The organism is Pseudomonas savastanoi (assembly GCF_020917325.1).
Lineage (GTDB): Bacteria > Pseudomonadota > Gammaproteobacteria > Pseudomonadales > Pseudomonadaceae > Aquipseudomonas > Aquipseudomonas amygdali.
This window is the reverse complement of sequence record NZ_CP076652.1, coordinates 2550660-2570525: the sequence shown is the minus strand read 5'-3', so window position 1 is coordinate 2570525 and position 19866 is coordinate 2550660. Positions and strand designations below refer to the sequence as shown.

The window sequence follows — 19866 nt, the reverse complement described above, 5'->3', positions numbered from 1 at the left end:
ATGGGCATAGCGCTAAAAACGGATAGTATAGGTTTATATTACCTATTAAGAAGGTAGATCCCTTGAAGCTTAGCCTACGTCAGCTACAAATTTTCTGCGCCGTCGCGCAGCACGGTAGCACCACCAGCGCAGCCATTTCGGTGTCACTGTCCCAATCTGCAACCAGCGCCGCACTCAACGAGTTGGAAAACGCCTTGGATACCAGGCTGTTCGACCGTGTGGGCAAGCGTTTAGTGCTGAACGATAACGGCCATGCCTTACTGCCTCAAGCCAGAAGGATGCTTGAGAATGCACAACAGATAGAGGCCAGTTTCTTACCAGGCCATGCCGGGCTGAAAACACGCTTGCGGGTAGGATGCAGTACCACGATAGGCAATTATGTTCTGCCATTGATTCTCGGTGAACTGCGTCGATCAGCATCACATTTGAGGGTCGATGTCGACATGGCCAACAGCATGGCTATCGCAAGAAGAGTCGCTGATTTCGAGATTGATATGGGCCTGATCGAGGGGCCTTGCCACCTCCCCGAACTCAGTGCCGAGCCTTGGCTTGTTGATGAGCTGCTTATTGTCGCAGGCCAACGGCACCCATTGGCACTAAAGCAGCAGGTCACACTTGATGACCTTCGTACTGCTGAATGGCTACTGCGCGAGCCAGGTTCTGGTACCCGCGAAGAAGTCGAGCAATTGCTGCTGCGTCATCTGCACGATCTCTCCGAAACGCGCCAGATCGGCAGTTCAGAGTCTATCAAGCATACCCTCGCACAAGGCATCGGCATCAGTTGCCTGTCCCGCTGGGTCGTCCGGGATCTACTGGCCTCTGAAGTCCTGGTTGAGCTGCCGCACGCCTTGCCTGCACTGACCCGACGTTTTTTTCTGATCCGCCACCGGGACAAATACATCTCGCCTGGGCTTGAGCGATTCTGGGAAAACTGCAGTCAATTCGTGAGCCAGAAATAGCCAGACCTATTTATAAAACAGGTAAGAGCTACCAAAACAAGTTGTTTCCGGCATTTATCAAATACGCATAAGGTCAACTCATCGTCCTGCAGCGATGAACGAGTTGTATCTGCCAAGGCGCGAGTGGACGCCTGGCTTACCCTTATGAGGAAACCCTGATGAATATGATAAAGAAAACCGTCACAGCCCTGACGTTGGGTGTTGCGTTGGCCACAACGATGAGCGCGTTGGCCGCGGAAGATCGCTGGACGTTCGACGGCGATATTCACAACAACTCGCTGGCTGTCAGCCCTGATGAAACGACGGCGGTAGTCTCTTACAGTCAGCGTCCAGATGTAGTGGTTTATGATTTGAAAACCGGTAAGGCTCGCCAGGTTCTCACCGGCTACGTCACGCCGCGAAATATTGTGTTTTCGCCAACTGGCGATGTGTTCTACCTCTCCGACAGCAGTTTGGGGGTCGTGCGCAAGATTGACACCAAGACTTTGAAAGTGATCGCAGATATTCCGTTGGGCGCAGGTGCTTTTGGTACTACACTCAGCAAGGACGGAAGCCTGCTGTACGTCAACAATGAGGCGGCCAGCACGCTGTCGGTCATTGACCTTGATCACCAGCGACCAGTAGCTGTGGTACCTGGCTTCTCCCAACCGCGCCAAGGCATCCGAGTAAGCCCTGACGGCAAAACCGTCTATGTCACCAACTTTCTTGGCGACAAAATTACCCTGGTCGACAGCAAGACCAATACGATCGAAGGTGAGATCACTGGCTTCAACAAGTTGCGCGCCATCTCCATATCGGCGGACGGCAATACGCTGTACGCGGCTAACAGCGGCAGTAACAGCATCGCAGTTGTCGACACTCAAAAACGCGCCATCACAACCACCGTCATGGTTGGCAAAGACCCCTACGGCGCAGCCCTGACTCCAGATGGGCTGCACGTCTACTCGGGTAACCTCGGTGACAACAGCCTTTCAGTGATCGACACCAAAACACTGAAAGTGACCACCACTGTGACCGGTTTGAAGGCACCCCGCCAGGCCATTGTCTTCACCAAAGACAAGTCGAAAGCGTATGTCCTCAATGAGGACTTGAGTATCTCCACAGTCGATCTCGCCAGCAACAAGGTGGTGTCGACGCTGAAGCCCGACTGATTGAACAGCGCAGGCCTTCATGGAGGCCTGCTGATACTCCACGACCAAGTGAATAATAATGAGTGAACGTGATGAGTTCTGGATGATGAATCGCCGTCGCTCATTGAGATGAGCTAGTGATGCTTGACCGTGAGCGTCGCTTTGCTAAATTGAGTAAAGCACAGGGTCGGGGGAGCTCAGGATTCCAGCAAAAAATGATATCGGGACGTTTTTTCTACGGAGTCGAATAAAACTGTTTGTGGAAAACGCAGCGGCCTGTGCAGTTTGAGATCACTGAGTAAACACGATCTGCTCTCGGGGCCTGGATACATCGCGCCCAGCTACGCAGCTAGGACTACCTTTTTCCTAACCGGTTGCATACTTCAGACTATCTATCTACTCGTCAATACGCTCGTATCGTCAAAGGCTGGGTGAAAGCCGTGGGTCTTGATCCGGCCATGTATGTCACACACAATGAGACGTACGAAGGCATCACTGATTTATCGTAGGACGAAGAGCCTGCGGGCGGTTCAATTGCTGCTCGGTCATACGAAGCTTTATGGTATTGCAAGCGATGTCATAAGTACCTAGCCGAACGCATGTGATCAGCGCTACGGTAGAAAAACTCATGTGAATTGACCAATTTTACAATAGTGCATAATATAATATTTCAGAGCGCTTTTTAGCCATGAGGCACTTTGCGCTATGACTGATCTTTATTTGATCAGTGCTGCATCAAAATCAAAGGTTATGCAGCAGGGTAAGGTATCTCAACGGCAAGACTCTTAGCCAACAAAAACCAGTAACTTTAACTGCCAAATGAGGCATGCGAAATGGACTTCTCAGGATTTACAAGTTTTATATTTCAGTTCAGCATCAGGGCTAATCAAGCTCTCGAAAACTTCATAGACTCGATAATGACTGCCGCGCAAGCAGCAATCCTAGACGAAAAGAGCGCGATCTGGGCAACATTAGTAACCGATATAATTACCATTGCCGCAGCCCTCGGTGCGCTTGCACTTCCAATATCTTTAAATGTCATCGAGACAACTAGAACGCGTTACAGAAGCCCCTCACTATTAAAAATAACCTCCTCGCTTTCAGGAATAGATGCCAAAAGGCTAAATCGACATCTATTTATGGTTTTAGCTATTTCCCTCGTAGCGAAGCTTCTTATTTCAATTCGAGCATTCGATTTGATTTCCTTAGTCCCATATTTATGTGGGCTAACGGTTGTGTTCGGCTTTGTGGTGCGCCAAATATACTGCCACCTCAGGTTCACTTACACTTTCATGTCCAATATAGAAGTGATTCACGAACGTATTTATCGGGATATAAATAATTACGCGAAGTCTAGTTTTTTACTGAGCGATGGTAAACATGGCCTGTTTGCTAGGAAGCTGCTAAAAATAAACGGCCTATTCTCTAGTCGGGTAAACATACGGGATAATATCACTGCCTTGATTGAATTGGAGTCATATCTGCTCTGCGTAGACCCGACCAAAACCGACTTGGATAGCAGAATCAGAACTATTTCGTATAAAGCGTTCAACAATCTAGAAAACCATGATGCAAATGAGTTCGCACGTCATTTGCTAGCCTCCCTTCCTTCTGTCTTAGCGACAGTTGAGGTTTCTAGAGAGGTAGACGTTTATCAATCCATCGCGGGCTTTTATTTGAGTCTTGCCATGATGGCAATTCTCGCCAAAGAAGAATACAGATCACAGATTGGGGTGATTGAAAGAATAGCGAGATTCAGAGAGGACAAACTTCCTTCATACGGTCGTTTTTGCCGAAATGGCCGTTTATTCCTTAGCTTCGCTAACAAAGCTAAATCTGGCAATGAAGCATATACATATCTCCAAGCACACTTTAACTTACTGATCGAGACTTCCGCTCGCGACCAGCCAGAAAACATTCCGGAACTATTGAGAAATATCCGTCAAGTAATACAATTCAAGAGCAACTACAACAAAGGCGCCTGGGATCTTCCTGAAAAGGTTACAGAGTTGTGGGGGTACTCATCCATGCCAGAGCTTGATCAAGACGTTGGCAATACTTATGCTGGAAGAATAACAACAAACGAGCTTGATGAAAAAATAGAGACAAAATACAAGCCCGAGATGCGAGCATATATCGAAGAAAAAATATTAGACAAGATAATAGTCAAAGAAAAGTTTGATGCTATAGATACGGCCTTAGAGGAGTGTTGGCAAGGTATAGCACTAAATAGATTTTCTAGCGAAATAGAAACAGAAACCCTTAGAGCTCTAGCCACTTTGCTATCCACACATCCGGAGATATTCGTAGAGTGTAGGGAATTACGCAATCCAGCAGGATCGCGTTCATTCAACGTGGGTCATTCACCAGTCCCAACTTCGTTGGGCGAGTGCATCGAAGCATTTTTATCCGCGAAGAATTTTTCTGATTTTTATACGGTTCGCAATGACCTCCAAGAATATAAAATAGTAGATGCCATAGGGGCACTTGTAGTATATGAGCTTTGGAACATTTTCATATTGCGTGCAACTGGCGCAACTATCAAGCCTGAGATGTCTACACCAGTGATACCAGGTTGCCAGCTGGGCGAACTAAAAGCTGCAGCACAAAGGGTCCCCCTGCTTAAAACATCACTTCTAAAAACACTGATCAATGCTAGATTTATAGATCGACTTGGAATTCTACCAGAGCAAGCATTAACTTTGCGGGAGTATGCTTGTGAGTTTTGCGACTTGCTGAGTGTTGCACTCAAAGAAAAGACGATATCTCAGATTGCAAATCAAAAGCTGGATACTGCATCTCTAGAAAGATTTAAGTGCGAAGTTACTGAAAAGTTTAGCTCGTCAGTAAAGAGATTTGATTTGTTTAAAAGGCTCATAATAGGTCAAGTATCGCCAATAGTTTCAAATATTAGCCTCCCACGAGAAGCTTTTCTTTCGGGAACCGATACTTATTACGTATTCGACACATACGGCCCAAATCTGGCTCAAGAAGTTCACAGCTGGCTGAGCGCTCAAATACTACTCCACAATCACCGAACTGAAAACTCAGAAATCACACTTCCCACCCGCAAAGCTGAATGGATGATTTGCTCCTCTCACGCGCTGAAGAAATTTCGAGCAGCTGGGTTTACAACTTCGGGTCGAAATATTACATGGCCTGACGGGAAAGGCAGTATGAATTTCTTTGAAATAAATTGTGATGGCTATGGATATTACTTGGTCTTATCTGGCGAAAGTCTGATTACAGTTAGCTACGCTCATCGAAAAAACGAACTTCCGATGAATATCAGCTTTACCGATAACGGTGAACACGTCAGCTTTAAAATTGAATATTATGTTGGTGCGCGGCAATGATACGTAACACTCTGCCTCATATTGTCTCAAAAAATACTTTGGGGGTTATATTGTGATATCAAGTGTTAAACCATCCCTAAGATAGACGCCTAGCATTATGTCGAATATATCCAGCTACCACACTGTCGTGCATACCCTCATACTAGGGCATGGAGTCGAGGGGCAGAGCCACTATGTACTCTATCTCTTTGATGACTATCAGGGCCAACCAACTGCCATGTGGCCATTGCTCGAATATTTTCTTGACCTGGGGCGTACCCGTTCTGCTGCTTGGCAACGAGATGCCTGTAGGGCAGTTGGCCTATTCGTCGACTACCTAAAAGCAAACCAGGTTGACTTCCGCGAACAAAGTTCTAGACCGCAGGTTTTAGCTAGCTTCGCAGAGTCCCTGCTTGGGGAAACTGTAGACCGCAATGGCAACGACCTTACGGGCATATACTGGCAACCAAAATCAATTAACCGTACGACATTCCTGCTGATCGAACCCATCCCGAGTGGGCAGACGAAGTAGTGAAACTCACCGACGGCAAGGGTGTGGACCTATTACTGGACGTAGCCGGTGGCGACGGCATCAATCATTCGATTGCGGCCACCAAAGCGGGCGGGAGCATCGCGCAGATCGGTTTTCTGACCGGCCAGACTTCGGCGCTGAACCTGATGCCAATGATCTTCCGCCAGACCACCTTTCGCGGTATCGCCGTAGCACCTCGCTCGTCGTTTGATCGGATGAACGCCTTTCTCAACGAGCACAAGATTCGTCCGGTAATCGATCATGTCTATTCATTCGAACAAGCTCGCGAGGCATATGAGCACTTGGCCAGAGGCGCGTTTGGCAAGGTGGTGATCAAGGTTGGTCAGGCCTGACACGGTCTTGAGGTTGCGACGCGCGGGTACTTCCTGAGCGTCGCACGCTACAGTCCCCCATCAACCATTCGAACTCAAAGGGTTACACTGCCTCCCTACCCCGCTCCTGACCCGAGGCCCCTGATGAAAGTTGGCGTGATTTCCGACACCCACGGACTGCTTCGTCCTGAAGCCGTTGCGGTACTTGAGGGCTGCGAAGCCATCATCCATGCCGGTGACATCGGCAGCCAGGACATCGTCGACCAACTCAGCGCCATCGCCCCGCTGCACATCGTGCGCGGCAACAACGATGTGGACGCCGAGTGGGCAAAAAACATAGCCGATCACCTGCGCTTCGACATCGAAGGCTGGCAAACACTGCTGGTCCACGACATCGCCGATGTTCCGGCGCTACTGGATGACAGCGTGAAACTGGTCGTTACCGGCCATTCACATAAACCCCTTATCGATTGGCGCGGCGACACGTTGTACCTGAATCCGGGCAGCGCCGGGCGGCGGCGTTTCAAGTTGCCGGTGACGCTGGCGCTGCTTGATATGGGCGCGAATTCGATGGAGCCTGAGCTGGTGCAATTGGTTGACTGACAGGTCAGATCGGCGTCGAGTGCGAGTTCGCTTTCGGATGTCATCAAAGCTGAGCAGGCATACGAAAATCACGTAATACACTCATATCGAACGGATTGGGCGCACGCTGGCTCGACAACAGATAGTTCGCACGCATGCCACCGACATCGGCCTTGAGCACAAGAACATCACGGCCCTTCAGGGGCTCGGTCTGCATCAGGTCAAAGAGGCGGAACAATGACCATGGGCCGCTATTCTTTTCGATGCCCAGCGGCCGGCCGACCATGCCTTCCATCACCAGACTTGTACGTCCATCCTCAGTATCAGCGGGCCACCTGAATAGCATCGGTACGATGGGGCCGTGACGATACTCAAGTGACTGATCACCCAGGCGGAACTCGGCGCGGCGTACAGCAGGGTCGAGGGTGTGAGGTTCAAGAGTGAATTGCACCTGCGGTTCCTGCGTTCGGTGAGCAAAGAAGCTACTGCGGATTTTATAAACACCCGCCATCTGATCCAGATAGGCACGACTCATCGGCAGACTGTGGCCGTCAATCGTGCGCAGTCGATAACGGCCAGGATCGCCACTGACGAAGGGCTTCAGGTAGCTATCGAAGAAGCGCTCGGCTATGCCCTGCGCGCCGAAGAACTCGCGAAAATCATTAAGCGCCACATCACTGCTGCTGTGCGCATGGAACGGATAGCGTTTGGCGAGAGACTGCTCATAGAAACTGTAAAGCTCTGCCTTGTAGCGTTGGTTGAGGTAATGGTGAGACTGATACAGCACAAAGCTCCAGGTATCCTCAGCCAACGCGTTCAACCAGCCGCCCAGAGGCTGGGGTAACACAGTCGCGGCATTGCGCAGATTGCTCAAGGCGTCTCGCTGCCCGGACATTCGTCCCTTTGCCATCTCGTAGGCCGCCAGTTCAGGCTGACCGGAGCGACCCAATGCGGCCATTTGCATCTGCAATTCATTGATGGCGTTCAATGCTGTAATCAGATCGGCGGCAGGACCATTTTCGGCATCCAGCAAGCGGTGCAAAGGATCGAAGCGACGCTGCAATGATTGCTTCGCCGTTGTGGGCAGGCTATCGGTCACCGTCTGCTGCAACGTATCGCCAATCGCGGCAACCTGGGTGAGCGCCACAGGCCCCGGTGCAATCTTTTCAGCCTCGGTTTTCATAGCACCGAGACTGTCTGCAAGGACCGGGAAAAGTGTGTTGTCACGCACCTCGACAAGCAACTGCAGCAAAGGCGAATGCGCTGCCGTCAGCCCGGCCAGTTGCACGGCAGCCTGGCTGGCTCCTTCAAAGGGCTGCAGCGAAACCCGACCGATCGCTTCGGCCCAATGATCGGCATAATCACGAAAGTACAATTTTTCCAGTTCGACCATCAATGCTCGCAACTGATGTGCGTTGTACTGTTCACTTTCACCCAGGACCCAGTTGTCACGCATGATTTCAGTTACCACGGCTGTACCACGGGTAACGAAATACTGCTCGTAGCCCTGGCGTGTATAGAGCCCGGGAATCCGATAGTCAGTACCAGCCAAATGCTTTGCCTGAGGGCCGGTGTGGTGGCCAAGGCTGTAGTCCGGAAGTACACGCGCTTTTTCACGCAATACCCGATAAACCACGTTGGCGAAGGATTCGTTACGCAGCACCTGCCGAGCCTGCGCCACTAATGCGTCGTTTAGCGGATAGGCAAAAGACTGTTCGAGCAAACGCCCAAAATGCTGATTCAACTCGTGCTGAGCCTGTGCATGCCCGACATAACGAATTGACCAATCGGTCGCCACCCGCTCCTTCAGCGCAGAAGGTATCCGGTGTTCACGCTGAACCAGCATCAGATAGGCGCGCAAGTTGTCCAGTAACTGCTCGCGATCCTGCAGGCTGGCCATTATGCGGGCTTCAAACATCCGCGCCACTCGAGGCAGCAACTGACCCTGCAACTGGGCATGATAAGCGCGTAAAAGCACATCATTTGCAGGCTCGCCCTGATAAAGACCGTTGCGCTCATACAGAGTGACATCACTGCGGTCCGGAAAGACTTGAGCGGCCTGATAAAGGGTGTTCAGGCTATCAAGGACTGTCAGTAGATCATCCTCGGCGGTGAGCGATGAACGTTGTTGCGCCCACTGCTCACCCAGAATACGAAGCCGTTCCAGCCGGTCGTGGTTAGCACTGAAACCGGTCGCCCATAGCACACCAAACCCAGACAAAAACAATAGCGCAGCGCAATACACTGCCCTCTGACGCCAAAGAATCTTTCCGCGTGCTTCCTTGTTGAGCACAGCGAGATCGGACTCAGGGAAAATCACATGTCGCAACAGATCGTGAATGAACCGTGCTTTTCCAGGTTGTGGAACCTGTAATCCGGTACCACCCTCCCCATCAGCTCTTTGGGAGCTCTGAGCAAGTTGCGGCGCACGGGTCAGATAGAACCCACGAAGGTGACTGGCGCGCTGATAGCGATTTCCGGAGAACGCGAGTTCGACAAAAACACCCAGTCTGTGTGCGATACCTCCAAGCAAGTTGGGGAATTCAAGCATTTTGCCGCGGCGCTGGCTGTCTCGTTCCTGATGAATGCGGGTAATGACCTGGCTGCCAAGCCGTTGCAGCAACGTTTCAAACTCCTGAATGAGAACACCGCTATCAGTGCCACTCTGACCGTTTTGAAATGTGCCCCCAAGGACCTGCTCACTTTCCTCGCGGGACAGTTGATCAAAAAAATCATCGAAACCTGCTATCGAATCGGCCTTGGTCAGTATCAGATAAACCGGTACATCAACATGCAGCTGCTGAAAAACTTCGTCCAGGCGCGCGCGCACATCTTCAGCCATTTTCTCCAGACGCTTGTCACGCTCGTCAACCAAAATGTCCACTGGCAATGTCACCAGCACACCGCTGAGCGGCTGTACGCGGTGACGGCCCCGTAACAACCCCAGAAGGGTCATCCAGGCGCTGCCGTCGACCTCGGGTACAGGCTGGTCAAGATAGCGGCCCGATGTATCCAGCAAAATAGCCTGCTCGGTAAAATACCAGCCACAACTGCTGGTGCTGCTCGTGTCGTGCGTCAGTTTTCGCCCGACCCTGTCGAGGGGAAAGTCGAGTCCGGAAAAATCCAGCAGGCTGGTCTTGCCGCTGCCCTGCGGGCCGATCAGTGCATACCAGGGCAGCTCGACTCGACCCCGGGCACCCAATTCGCCATACAGCGCAGAATCCTTGAGCACGCGCAGGGCATCCTTGAAACGACTGACAAGCTCCAGGTGCTCTTTTTCAACGGCGACAGACTTACGCAGAAGTTCTTGACCTGCATGACTGCCTTGCGCTTGTTTTTTCTGCAAACCAACGCGCCAGTTGTTGAAGACAATCCCGAGCCCCCAAACCAGAAACAACACACTGATCGATACGAGACGCGCAATGGGGCTCTCCCAAAACCTGTTATCCGCCACCGCCAGCAGTGGCCCGAATATCCAGATACAGACAGCCAGCACAAGCACCAACAGCAGCGACCAGGCCCAGGTACTGCACAGCAGCGCGATGAATTTTTTGAGCAGGGTTTTCATTGCATTTCTCATTTCAAGATCGGAGCTCAAGCGCTGCCAGATATGCTGACTGATAGGATTTGAGTACGACCTCACGCTGCTCGCCGAGTACCCAGGTAAATCCGCAATACAGCACAGCCAGGCTGATAACGGTGAACAGCACGACCAGCCATACCGGTACGACACGCAGCCGTTCAGAAGCCCTGGATGGTGCGCCCTGCCAGCGAGGTGAAAGCGTTCGGGACACGTCGCCTCTCACATGCCTTATCTGCCGATAAAGGCTGTCGCGGATGTCTTCCAGTTCATGGCCATTAAGGCGGTGCGAGCGGTATTTCCCCTCGAACCCGAGCGCCAGACACAGGTACATCAGCTCGAGCATGGGCAGATGCTTGAACGGATTGGCAGAAAGCTTTTCGAGGAGTTGAAAGAATTTTTCGCCGCCAAATGTCTCCTTGTGAAAACGGCTCAGCAGACTGATCTTCGACCAGTCACTCTTGCTGCCCCAGGGCGTGTTCAACACAGCTTCATCCACGACCGTACACAGCACATAGCGCGCAGCCAACAGCTGATCATTTTCTATAGCGTTTCGCCGGCCCACGGCCTCGAACAGCTTGATCTGGTCCGACAGCTGTACGTTCAGCAGTGCAATATCGCCAAAGCCTTCGGCTGCAGACAGCCTGGACACCTGAGCCAGCAGTTCGCTCGCGGCAGCAACCAGTGGATTGACATGGATACTGACCCGCTTTTCGGATACCTGCCGGGGGTTGTTGATCAACCGTTCCTGCAGACCTTCGAAAAGATTCGCATCGTGGGGACTCGTGAACATGTCATCACCCGGCCAGACATTGTCCCGGCCATAGGTAACGGCATGGTCTTCGCGACTGCTTTGCATATCCATCACCCTGCTCAATTTCTGATCGCCCAGAACTGCAACTCAAGCCCCGGAAATTCACCTGATACATGGAAAGCAAATCCCCCTGACTTATTAATTCCGCTTTGGTCCCGGTCATCGATATCGAGAATGAAATAGGCTTTTGCAGCGTGAAACGGTATTTGCCGCGGAGCCACAGGCAGCGGCCTGAGCCGCATACCCGGCAAGTGCAGACTCACCAGTTCGCGAATACTTTCCACAGAGCCTACTTTGAGGTGCGAAGGCAGTCGCCCACGCAGCTCTTCGGTATCGCAATCAGCACGAGCGGCAATGACAAATGAGGCATCCCCCAGCAACTCACGATCCACCCGAGGCGACACCAGAACGCCGTACTGTCTGGGCTGCAACTCAAGCTCCTGCGCGTGCTGCTCGATAACCATCGACAGCATTTGTCGAATGGCAAACATTAAACGTTTGAACGTTGCGCCCTGATCACTGTGCTGATAGCTGCCCTCCAGTCGAGGACGTCTGCTTTCATCGCCGAACGTCGACAACTCGCCAAAAAGAGACAACAGCGCCCGATACAGTTCTTCGGGGTGCACCTGCCGGGTATCGAGATAGTGTTGAAGTACCAACGCATTGCGGTTGATCAGTTGCAACATCATGAAATCGCCCGTCTCTGCACCACGCGCCTGGCCGTATGTACCGATGCGCTCGGCGATGATGTCGCCTCGATGCTGCAGCAGACCTACAACCTCCTTGAGGCACGACATCAAGTAGCGTGAACCACTGGCGCTGATGAAAGCCGGTGAAAAACCGGTGTCCAGCGTTATTGCCTTGTCAGGGCTGCAGATAAGAATATGACCCAACTTGAGCAGGGTGTAGGCGTGCTCTCCCCGAGGCTCTCCCACTAACAGACGAAATTCCGGGCGCGCGCAAAACACCGAAGTGGAACAGTCTGCTCCGGCGTTCGAATCCAGGACATCCGTTGCGTAGGCTGTAAAGCGTGCGATCACTTCCGCCTGTTCATGGCTGCGTGCCTCAATGCAATTGCCCGCCATTGTCGGCAGCGCTATGTACACCGGCATGTTTGAAGTGTTTGCAGGAATATCCAGCGCCAATGGACTGTTACGGTCGCGTATGTCGAACACGCTACCGTCCGGCAGGATGCCCGAGGCCTGAGCAAGTACGATCTGTCCCGAGCCCAAAAAGTGCGGATCAATTTCAAGGGCTGTGAACCCCCAGTTGTAGGCGCCCGCCAACTGAGTGCGAACCCGCAATTGATGGTCGTAGTAACGATCGTTATGTTGAAAGTGCTGCGGCCGCAGCAACATGCCTTCCTGCCAGATAACCTTGTGCGCGTTCATGTCGGATTTCCTGTGCCTGTCTGGCTATCTGCCCGTTGAAGGCCGGATTCACCCAGTACGAAAACGGCTCGATTCTGCTGTTTGGGGTGAACCTTGATCACGTGACGCCATTGGGTTTCCGGCAAATTTCGATAGGCAGCCAGTACACCGATGTAACGACTGCCTTGATCCAGTTTCAGCTTCAGTTCAATACTCTCGCCTGGACGAAGTTCAAACTCTTCGCTTGCAATCAGGTCTTGCCCGAGTGCCTGAGCAGTCCGTTGGTAAAGCGAAAAGAAATCCATATTCTCGAAGGTCACCGGACGCCTGAGTTCCAGGACCTTGAGAACAATCGGCGAGGGCCTGCCATTGACATCAGGGTTAAGCTGATTGTCTGCATCCAGTCGAATATCCATACGGGTTTGCGTTGAGTACGGTGAGAGAGCTGAACAACCGTTGAGCATGAGTAACAGCAGTAACAACAGTGACCGTTTGACTCGGCTAACGTGAAGAATCATTGAATTCAGCCCTGTAAATCCTGATGGAGGCAGCGATACAACCGAACGGCGGCTCATAACAGCTCACGCCCATAGAATGCGCTGACACGGGGGTGGGCAATGTCCAGGAGCCCCACACTCGATTCGGCTGCTACTTCGTTTCGGCTGGTGGGTTCTGGGCTGCCCAAAGCCCGGTATTGATCATCGCTGAACTTGAAATGGCCAGTGCACCCTCCAAGGCAAATCATCGCAGCGAGCATAAAAGGCGCAGAGCGCCGACAATGAACGTTCATTGGAAAAAGGTCCCAGATAATGAGTTAGGCAATCGTGGTGATTCAGCAGTTAATCAGGCCGTCCGTGAGCAGCACCGATCTTCAAATGCGCCAGGCGATAAAGCAGCGTGCGTCGTGACACCCCGAGAGTGCGTGCTGCACGACTCCGGTTGCCGTTACAATCGCGCAAACACTCAAGCAGTACGTCGCGTTCGAACTGTTCGATGCGCTCACGTAGCGAAAGGCAAGTCGGATTGCTTATCGGGTTGGCGGGGATGGGAAAGTGTTCCGGTTTCAACTCACCGTCTTCGCATAACAACACTGCCCGCTCGACGAACCCCTTCAACTGTCGAACGTTGCCCGGAAAGGCGTATCCCGATAAAGCAGTCACGGCAGCCCGCGACCATTGCAACGGATCTCGTTGTGAGTGCTGGCATGCCTTATCGGAAAAATGCCGGGCCAATATTTCTATATCACCCACGCGTTGACGTAACGGAGGAAGCTCAATGGGAAACTGTGCCAGACGGTAGTAAAGGTCTTCACGAAAACGCCCTTCTGCAATGAGCGTTGGCAAATCGCGATGAGTAGCGGCAATGATTCGCACATCGACCTTGCGAACCTTGTTGGCGCCCAGCGGCCGAATCTCTCCTTCCTGTAACACTCGCAGTAGCTTTGCTTGCAGCAGCATCGGCATATCGCCAATTTCGTCGAGTAGAAGCGTGCCTCCATGAGCAACATCGAACAGGCCAGGTCGATCACGATCAGCGCCGGTAAACGCCCCTTTGCAATAGCCAAACAGCTCGCTTTCCAGAAGAGCTTCGGGAAACGCAGCGCAATTCTGTACAACAAATGCGTTGGAACGGCGAGGTCCGTACTCGTGGATAGCACGAGACACGACCTCCTTGCCCGTTCCGGTCTCGCCAGTAAGCAATACAGTGCAGGTGCTGTCGAGAATCTTGCCCAGAAGATGGGTTGTTCGGCCCAGGGCAGCGCTACGTCCTGTAAGCCCATAGTTATTCGAATTCACAGACAACTCCGCCTGAGCTGTCCAGCGTCGCATGAACCCTGCACAAGGCTTTACCGCTGCTCATGGCGCTGAGCAAACGGTCCGCTATCAAAGGGGTCAGGGAGGACTCGAGTAACTGATCGATCAGTCGGGCGCCGCTGTGGCTTTGTGTGCAATGCTCCAGTAGATGACAAACCAGACTCTGCGAGTAGCTGAAGGTGAGGCCACGGGATTCAAGTCTCTCTCCAAGGCGACTCAGCTTTAGTTCGACCAGTTCACGAAGCGCTACACCCGTGATGGGGTAGTAAGGCACAACGCGCATTCTGGCCAGCAATGCCGATTTGAAATGTGCGCTGAGTAATGGCTCTAGGTGAATCGCCAGCTGTTTGGCATCAGGGAGTGTGCTCTCGTGGCAGTTGGCATGGATCACCTCGGCGCCGAGGTTGGAGGTCATCAGAATGAGTGTGTTGCGAAAATTGATTTCCCGGCCCTCTCCGTCGTTGGCTACGCCTTTATCGAAGATCTGATAGAACAGATTCAGTACATCCGGGTCCGCCTTCTCCACCTCATCAAGCAGAATCACCGAGTAAGGCTTCTGTCGAACAGCGTCAGTCAACATGCCTCCCTCGCCATAACCGACGTAGCCCGGCGGTGCGCCGATCAAACGGGAAACGGTATGTTTTTCCTGAAACTCGGACATGTTGATCGTCGTGAGAAAACGCTCGCCGCCATACAGCAGGTCAGCCAGAACAATAGCTGTTTCGGTCTTGCCGACGCCGCTGGGCCCTACCAGAAGAAATACTCCGGTTGGGGCACCGGGTGTATTCAAACCGGCAGCCGATGCCCTCACCGATTTCTCGATGGTCTGCATCGCCTGCTCCTGGCCCCTGATGCGCAAACGTAGTTCTGAAGAGAAACGGTCAATCCGTTCACTGTGTTCCTGAGCCAATCGCGACACCGGAATTCCAGTCCAGGCACTCACCACTTCTGCGATCAGTCTGGGGCACACTTCAAAGCTCACCAGACGCTCATTCACTTGCGTATCGATCAGGGCCTGTCGGACCTCAGTCAACTCGGACTCCAGCGCCTGCGTGTATTGAGAGTCGCTACCCTCGCCTGCCTGCTGTACTTTTCGGTCGGCCAGTTGACTGCGCAGATCAATGAGCCGCTTGACGGCTGCGAGTTGATCAACCCACCTGCGCTCAAGCGCATCCGCGTCGCTCTGCATTAGTGACAGGTCAGAAACCAGCGTATTCAGCAAGCTTTCATCAACCGACAACCCGGCATTGGCATCACGCTGTATTGCCTCGAAATGCCTTCGTTGCCGAGCAAGTTCACCTCGCAGATGCTCAAGACGTTCAGGCACGGCAACCAGACCGATTCGCACACGAGCACACGCTGTATCGAGCAGGTCAACTGCCTTATCCGGCAACTGACGCCCGGAAAGGTAGCGGGCCGAAAGCCGGGCAGCGGCAACCACAGCGTCATCGCGCAGATAGACGCCATGACTGCGTTCATATAACGGCGCGAGCCCACGCAGAATGGTGATGGCCTGCTCCACCGTGGGTTCCATTACGCGGACCGGTTGAAAGCGACGTGCAAGCGCCGGATCCTTTTCGAAATATTGTCTGTATTCGGCCCACGTTGTCGCTGCAATGGTACGCAGCTCCCCGCGTGCCAGCGCAGGCTTCAACAGGTTGGCCGCATCCGACCCTCCGGCCTGAACACCGGCCCCGATGAGCGTGTGGGCTTCGTCAATGAACAGAATGACAGGCCTGAGTGAAGACTGGACTTCCTCAATGACCCCCTTCAAACGACGCTCGAACTCACCCTTGATACTGGCGCCCGCCTGGAGCAACCCCATATCCAGCGACAGTAGCTCGACATTCTTCAACAGATCAGGCACTTCACCATGAACGATCCGCAGCGCCAGTCCCTCGACAACTGCGGTTTTGCCGACACCCGCCTCGCCCACCACAATCGGATTGTTCTTGCGTCGACGAGCCAGTATGTCGACCATCTGGCGCAAGCAGTCATCACGACATAGTACGGGATCCAGCAAACCCTCTCGGGCCTGCTGCGTCAGGTTATGAGTGAAACGTGCAAGTAGCGATTCACTTTGATTCAGGGCTGGCTTTGCTACGTCCGGTGATTGCTGGGCAAGGGCGTAATCGCGAAAGCGTTCAATGTTGATCCTGCCCAATAACGGCTGGTATGGACGGTCCGCATAGCGCGAAGGATTGCGCAGCAAGGCAAGAATCAACGCAGCCTGGTCAATGAGGCTTTCGCCCAAATCCAGATTGGAAATCAACAGTGCGTCTTGAAGCCACTGAACAAGCTCGGCAGAGAATACCGGGTTACGGATTGCACTTTGCTCGATCGGCTGGCGAAGGAAGCCTGCAAATTCGTCAGCTGCAACATCGGCCTCCAGCAGCGCACGCGCAAGCATTCCATCAGGCCGTTCCAGCAGGGCAACCAGCAGATCCTCAACCGAAATTTTACTACTGCCTCTGGAAACACAACGTTCGGCGGCCCCCTCAAGCTCGCTGCGTGTAGGGGCATCAAGGGCTCTGACGAGCTGCTGCAGGTCTACATCGATCATGAATAGTCCTTATTAGTCGGTCTGTTGAACGTCACAAGCCCTTGGGCATGCTCGCGCCCGAGCCAACTGGTCCAACCCAGGTGGCAGGTGTTCGATTGGCCAATGCGCAGATCCCTGATATCCGAATTAAGAAGCTCGAGACAAACGTCGTAATCCAGTGGATCGCGCAACGTGAACCGCACAAGTGCGCCCAACGGTTGGTAGCTCCGGCCGGCGGGTAGAAATTCGTGGAAGCGCTCCCAATCAAGCTGTTTTATATGAATGCGAAACTTGCCACTCCGATCTGGAACACGAACACCCAGCACCATATTCCGCCCTGGCTCGTTGTTGGCTTTGCCAAGGCAATTGAGCTCAGCACGACTGATCTCAACCGTTCGCTCGACACATTGTTCGATGAACATCCGGGCATGCTTGAAGTAGTAACGAAGCACCGACTCGATCAACGCGGCAGAATGAGCACGCAGACTCAAGAGCCCCAGATAGGGCAACAGCCGCTTCCAGTTCAACTCGGTTGTTTCTCGAATGCGCGCGCCATGTAAACCGATCAATGCAAAGAGATGTTCGGAAAAAGGATCGGTTGCGCCACTGGCAAACACCGCGTGATAGCGGTACTTGCGCCAGACAGGCAACATCAGTTTTTGCAGGCGATGATTAAAAATATCCAGGAAATCCCGAGTGGCATTAGGCTTGTCCCGTTCCCCCAACGCCTGCTCGGCATAGAAAGCCGGCAGCGGTGAACCGGACCCGACCAGGCTCATCACGTTGAGGTACAACCGGACATACAGGTCAGTGTGCTCATGAAAAAAATCCAGACGTTCTATGTCGCTACAGGGAAATCCAAGACTGGGATTTGCCCTTAATTCAAGAAAAGCATGCAGTTGCTCATCATCGGCATCCGGGTGAACTTCACGTAAAACCCCGAGGATCAAAGGTATCGCCTGATACACGGAATATTCCCGTATATGCTGGCTGAGCGTAGTCAGAGCAGCGGCTGCTGCCCCATGCGTGGCGTCCATTCGTAACCACCTCCCTGAGCGGTTTTTACATGCAGTTCATGGAAAGAATTCAAACTGGCATAAAGCGCAAAGAATTCGTTTAGGACTGACGCAAACAGAAACAGACTGGCTTCGTCTGCAAGCGCGCCAGGGGCAATGAGCAGCTCGGTTTTAATGCCTCGCACCGGCCGGCCATCATGCAAGCGATCAACGTGCTGGTGACGTATCGATTTCAGCCCACTTAACAAATGCTGACTGACCTTCTCCGCTTGCTTGTCGTAATAACGCGGCAAGTCGTAGGTCTCGATAATGACCTTTAAAGCTTCGATACTTGCCAGAGACAGATAATTCAGCGACATGTTACTAATGACGCGCCATAGAAAGTCACGTCCAATCGGCGGCGCATAGCTTTTAGTTGCTGGTGTAATATTTCTGAACCGCAGGAAGTCTGGAGTGCCTTCGCACGGCTTGCATATCCCGCCGGCCCTGATCTGCTGTGGAAGATTATGGTTGGTGCAGGTCAATCCAATCGAGATCGTTTCGTTGTCTCGGTCGCCACGCGTATCGAAACTCAGGTAAGTATCCAGCCCTCCATGCGCTACGGAGTCACGATGACGCACGCTGTAATAAGGGGCGTTGCTCTGCACATCGACGGCCGGATCATGTTCGAAGGACTCAAAGGGCACATAGTTCTGATATCCCCTGCCTCCTGGCTGACATCCGGTGACGCTATCAACCGAGTAAACCCCGCACTTGCCATGACCGTAGTGCGCAGGAATCAGCAGATACTCATCCTGTCGTGCGTCGGCCAAAATGGGGAGTGCATCCTGTTTGAACAAGTTGACCACGGGTGTGCAATATAATTTTATATGTTCAACCTTCGGCCGAAGGTGCAGCATATCCTCGCCATGCATTTCAAAGATTAGCTGAAAGCCACGAGCAACTTTCAATAGATCTTCACCCACTGATGTGATGATCTGAAGACCGCCAATATCAGAAAAAAGGAATTTTTCCGGAAAGCAAAAGTACTCTTGCAGGTAGCGATAACCGCGAAAAGTGTTCAGCGGATAAGGGATCAATGACTCATCTTCCGCAAAACCCACTGGCCGTACTTGATCTGCAGAAATGCTCAGTTCATGTGATTTGCCATCCCCATTCAGAAGCGGCTTGCCCTGTTCATCCAACAGTAATAACTTAACGCTTTTCAGTTTGCGCATGAGGCCAAGATACAGCGCTTGGCTAATAGCGCGATCGCCTGCAAAGTGCAGGCGTAGCCTATTCAGCTCCAGCGCCCCCAGGTGCCCGTCACCTGTCATCTCCAGAGACAACGTCAATGTCGCCGCCTCCGCGCTGGCCGAGTAGGAAACATTTGCCAACTTCAGTGGAAGAATATCGGTTGGAAAACAGGTACGAAATTGACAGACCTGCCCCTTCACGGGCTCACTTTCTACCGGGGTATCGCGCTCGACCCTTATACCAGGTCCTACAGCCATCAACGGATCGAACTGCAACATGCTCACTGCCGGCATCGGTCGCATATAATTGGGCCATAACAATTGCATAAGCGAATGAGTCAACTCAGGCAGATCATCATCGAGTTTTTGACGCAAACGACCCGTCAGGAAAGCAAACCCTTCAAGCAACCGTTCAACGTCGGGATCCTGACCTGCCTGACCCAAAAAAGAAGCCAATGCCGGATTGCGATCAGAAAACTGCCGGCCCGACTGGCGCAGGGCCATCAGTTCCTCTTGATAGTAATGGTTAAATGACAATGCTCACCCGCCGGATCTTGTTTTATGAATGAATAACGAAGTTTAGGTAAAGAAACAGAAAGCAACTGATTCGCGAGAATCACTTGGC

The 19866-nt window shown here is 52.5% G+C and carries 11 protein-coding genes and 3 pseudogenes; 6 read left to right on the top strand and 8 right to left on the bottom strand.

Annotation, left to right across the window (positions count from 1 at the left end):
• Positions 1–62 precede the first annotated feature (62 nt).
• From KP808_RS11155 to KP808_RS11130, 6 genes and pseudogenes are all read left to right on the top strand, one after another.
• Positions 63–959, top strand: coding sequence for a LysR family transcriptional regulator (locus KP808_RS11155; protein ID WP_058402559.1), 897 nt, complete (start codon positions 63–65; stop codon positions 957–959).
• Between the two features lie 158 nt (positions 960–1117).
• Positions 1118–2110: a beta-propeller fold lactonase family protein gene (locus tag KP808_RS11150; RefSeq protein ID WP_230018438.1), complete on the top strand. Its 993-nt coding sequence runs from the start codon at positions 1118–1120 to the stop codon at positions 2108–2110.
• 242 nt (positions 2111–2352) lie between these two features.
• A pseudogene (locus tag KP808_RS11145) lies at positions 2353–2647 on the top strand (tyrosine-type recombinase/integrase); the annotation flags it as partial.
• 275 nt (positions 2648–2922) lie between these two features.
• Positions 2923–5445 (top strand): hypothetical protein, encoded by a 2523-nt coding sequence (locus tag KP808_RS11140; RefSeq protein WP_230018436.1) that lies wholly within the window; start codon positions 2923–2925, stop codon positions 5443–5445.
• Positions 5446–5925: 480 nt separating this feature from the next.
• Positions 5926–6309 (top strand): annotated as a pseudogene (locus tag KP808_RS11135) (zinc-binding dehydrogenase); the annotation flags it as partial.
• 123 nt (positions 6310–6432) lie between these two features.
• Positions 6433–6891, top strand: coding sequence for a metallophosphoesterase family protein (locus tag KP808_RS11130; RefSeq protein ID WP_230018434.1), 459 nt, complete (start codon positions 6433–6435; stop codon positions 6889–6891).
• A 43-nt stretch (positions 6892–6934) separates the two neighbouring features.
• On the opposite strand, the gene tssM is transcribed toward KP808_RS11130, so the two are convergent.
• The 8 genes and pseudogenes from tssM to tssF form a co-directional block, all read right to left on the bottom strand.
• The gene (gene tssM / locus KP808_RS11125) at positions 6935–10438 is read right to left on the bottom strand and encodes a type VI secretion system membrane subunit TssM (RefSeq protein WP_122281398.1); all 3504 of its coding nucleotides are present in this window, start codon (positions 10436–10438) and stop codon (positions 6935–6937) included.
• A 13-nt stretch (positions 10439–10451) separates the two neighbouring features.
• Entirely contained in the window at positions 10452–11315 is an 864-nt protein-coding gene (icmH, locus tag KP808_RS11120; protein WP_219171456.1) for a type IVB secretion system protein IcmH/DotU, read from the bottom strand.
• Positions 11316–11323: 8 nt separating this feature from the next.
• On the bottom strand, positions 11324–12655 hold the full coding sequence (tssK, locus tag KP808_RS11115) for a type VI secretion system baseplate subunit TssK (protein ID WP_219171454.1): 1332 nt from the start codon (positions 12653–12655) through the stop codon (positions 11324–11326).
• A complete protein-coding gene (gene tssJ / locus KP808_RS11110) occupies positions 12652–13152 on the bottom strand; it encodes a type VI secretion system lipoprotein TssJ (protein ID WP_219171750.1) in 501 nt (166 codons plus the stop codon). The genes tssK and tssJ overlap by 4 nt, the downstream gene beginning before the upstream one ends.
• 321 nt (positions 13153–13473) lie before the next feature.
• Positions 13474–14415 (bottom strand): annotated as a pseudogene (locus tag KP808_RS11105) (sigma-54 interaction domain-containing protein); the annotation flags it as partial.
• Between the two features lies 1 nt (position 14416).
• Complete coding sequence (gene tssH, locus KP808_RS11100) at positions 14417–17011, bottom strand: type VI secretion system ATPase TssH (RefSeq protein ID WP_219171453.1); 2595 nt, start codon at positions 17009–17011, stop codon at positions 14417–14419.
• The gene (tssG, locus tag KP808_RS11095) at positions 17008–18027 is read right to left on the bottom strand and encodes a type VI secretion system baseplate subunit TssG (protein ID WP_058401383.1); all 1020 of its coding nucleotides are present in this window, start codon (positions 18025–18027) and stop codon (positions 17008–17010) included. Before tssG ends, tssH begins: the two co-directional genes overlap by 4 nt.
• Entirely contained in the window at positions 17991–19778 is a 1788-nt protein-coding gene (gene tssF / locus KP808_RS11090) for a type VI secretion system baseplate subunit TssF (RefSeq protein ID WP_219171451.1), read from the bottom strand. Before tssF ends, tssG begins: the two co-directional genes overlap by 37 nt.
• Between the last annotated feature and the right edge of the window lie 88 nt (positions 19779–19866).